This window comes from Mesorhizobium sp. M7A.F.Ca.CA.002.04.1.1 (genome assembly GCF_004022805.1).
Taxonomy (GTDB): domain Bacteria; phylum Pseudomonadota; class Alphaproteobacteria; order Rhizobiales; family Rhizobiaceae; genus Mesorhizobium; species Mesorhizobium ciceri.
This window is the reverse complement of sequence record NZ_RZPL01000709.1, coordinates 1-2,881: the sequence shown is the minus strand read 5'-3', so window position 1 is coordinate 2,881 and position 2,881 is coordinate 1. Positions and strand designations below refer to the sequence as shown.

The following is a 2,881-nucleotide window of genomic DNA, read 5'->3' as shown; positions in this document are numbered from 1 at the left end:
CGTTGACCGAGAAGCCAACAGCCAGCGCCTCGGTCTTGGCGCTGGCTGTTGGCTTCTCGGTCAACGTATCGCAGCTCTACAATGCCAGATCGAGCCTCCAAGGCGTCGTCGACGCCGCGGTCACATCGACGGCACGCGACCTAACGACCGGCGCCATCAAGGAAGCCGATGCCAACAAATCGGTGCAGGCCTTTCTCGACGCCAACAGCCAGGCAGGCATTCTGCAGGCCGACCAGATCGTACTCGACAGGCTGATCGTCAACAGGACCGCCAAGACGGTCCAGGCTGACGCCCATGTCGATGTCGGGCTGTATTTCCCGATTTTTGGCACGGGCGACATGAAACGCGTCGCCGCCTCCACGACGGCGCTCTATTCGGACAAGACCGTCGAAGTGGCGATGATGCTCGACATAACGGGGTCGATGGCCAAGCGCGGCAAGGTCGACAAAATCGGCGATCTGAAAACAGCTGCAAAAAACGCCGTCCAGACGATGCTGCAGAAACAGGATCCGCAGAACCCCCGCATCCGCGTCGCGATTGTGCCTTATGCATCTGGCGTCAACGCCGGCAAGCTGGCGGAAAACGTCTATGCCGAAAAACAAGCCAGCACTGAGCTCCCACCCGTCGCCGGCAGTCCGCTTCTCGTCGCCAAGACGGGCAAAAATCTGCTGCCGTCCTTCAGCGACTACATCTCCATTGTCGGCGCGGCGATGCCACGCCCCGACAATTGCGCCACCGAGCGCAAGGACAAGAACGGCAACGCGGATATGAGCGCCGACGGCCCGGATACTGTCCGCACCGACGGGAACGGCAAGAAATACTATGCTCTGGTCAACCGGGACGATCATCTCGGTGACGGGGACATGAACAGGTGCCCTGATGCGAAAGTGATCCCGCTGACCGCCGATTCCGATGCCTTGCTTGAATCGATCGAGGACTTCCGGGCCAATGGGTTTACGGCCGGCGCGATCGCCATTCAGTGGACCTATTATATGCTGTCGCCGCAATGGCGCACTGCGATCAGGAATGCCGGTCTTGGCAAGGGTGCCTCGGATGCCGATCCGAAGAAGATCGCCAAGGTCGCGATCCTGATGACCGATGGCCAGTTCAATACGGCCTTCGCCGGTGCTGGGGACAGCTACAACAGGCAGGGCACCCTTGCGCGCGGCAACGCCGAAACGCTGTGCGACAACATGAAAAACGACGGCATCGAGATTTTCACCATCGGCTTCGATCTGGACGACAAGGATATGTCGACAACCGAGCGGGACCAGGCAAAGGCGGTGCTGAAGGATTGTTCGTCGAAGGATACCTCCGCCGCCAAGAGGCATTTCTTCGACGTGTCCACCGGAGCCGAATTGGACGACGCCTTTCAGGAAATCATTCGCAACACCGAAAAGATCGCATTGACCCAGTAGTCTGGTCCGCAAACGGAAAAGGCCGCCGCTTCTTTCGAAGCCGGCGGCCTTCCGTGTTTCCGTCCGTGGCGCGGCCCATGGCGATGACCTATCAGGTCAGCCGCCGCGCATTTCGCGCCTTAACGGGAAGACTGCTTCCCGAAAGTGCAATCCGCTGAGGCCACGTTCTGGAAAACGAAATCACTCGACATCGGATCACCTCCTTTCGATTTGTTGAACACATACTCATGATGGGGTGCATTGCAGCAAAAGACAAGGTGCAGGTCTGAAATTAACCAAGGGGCGGGCCTGGTGCGGGCCGGCTTGCGATTGCCAGGCCGACCGGGCAAACTTCTGCCCCTGAGCCAGCATTCGGAGGAATCGCATGGAGGCAGCCGAAAAGGCCGCTCGCATCGTTCGAACGGTGATCGAAACATTGAAGCCGGGTTTTGCGGTCAGGCTGTGGACCGGGGAGCGGATAGGCCCCGCCACTGGTCCGGTGCTCACCATCAACGACCAGGACATCGTCTGGCAGATCGTGAAGCGACCGTCCCTGTCGACGCTGATCGAGATGTGGATTTCCAAGACCATCGACATCGAAGACGGGACGATCTTCGATTTTTATGCCCTGCCGTCGCAAGGCAAGCTCAGAACCAAGCTCAAGTCGCTGCCGAAAATGGCGATCCTGCGCGACCTGCCTTCCGTGCTTTTGGCACGCAAGCAGATGAGCGCGCGGACCGATCTGTCGGGGCGCAATCCCTATGTCAGCGGTTCGAGCCAGGAGGCGATCCAGCATCACTATGACATCTCGAACGCCTTCTACCGGCTCTTTCTCGACGAGCGCATGGTCTATAGCTGCGGCTACTTCAAGGATTTCGCCAATGGCATCGACGAGGCCCAGGTCGACAAGCTCGACCACATCTGCCGCAAGCTCCGGCTGAAACCGGGCGAACGACTGCTCGACATCGGCTGCGGCTGGGGCGCCATGCTGATCCATGCGGCAAAGAACTACGGCGTCGTCGGCCACGGTGTGTCGCTGTCGCAGGCGCAGACCGAGCTGGCCCGCGAACGCATTCGCGCCGAGGGGCTGGAGGACCGCATCACCATCGAGATCAAATCCTATGCGGAACTCACCGGCAGCTTCGACAAGATCTCGTCGATCGGCATGTTCGAACATCTCGGGCTCGCCAACCATGCGACTTATTTCAAGACCATTCATCGCCTGCTGAAGCCGGGCGGCATCTATCTGCACCACGCCATCACCCGGCGCAGCAAGGGCGACATCAAGAAGACCTTGCGCAAGGGGCCGGAGTTCAAGGCGCTGCTCAAATATATCTTTCCCGGCGGCGAACTCGACACCATCGGCATGACAACAGGCAATCTCGAGGCGCATGGTTTTCTCGTCTACGATGTCGAGAACCTGCGCGAGCACTATGCCCGCACCTGCAGGCTGTGGGCCGAGCGGCTGCAGGCCCGCTTCGATG

The 2,881-nt window shown here is 59.7% G+C and carries 2 protein-coding genes; both read left to right on the top strand.

The genetic code is table 11. The features are described from left to right. A partial coding sequence (locus ENZ75_RS27185) for a pilus assembly protein (RefSeq protein ID WP_128278448.1) occupies positions 1–1,418 on the top strand: 1,418 nt, incomplete at its 5' end. 364 nt (positions 1,419–1,782) lie between these two features. Continuing rightward, the coding region (locus ENZ75_RS27180; protein ID WP_164888033.1) for a cyclopropane-fatty-acyl-phospholipid synthase family protein at positions 1,783–2,881 on the top strand (1,099 nt) is incomplete at its 3' end.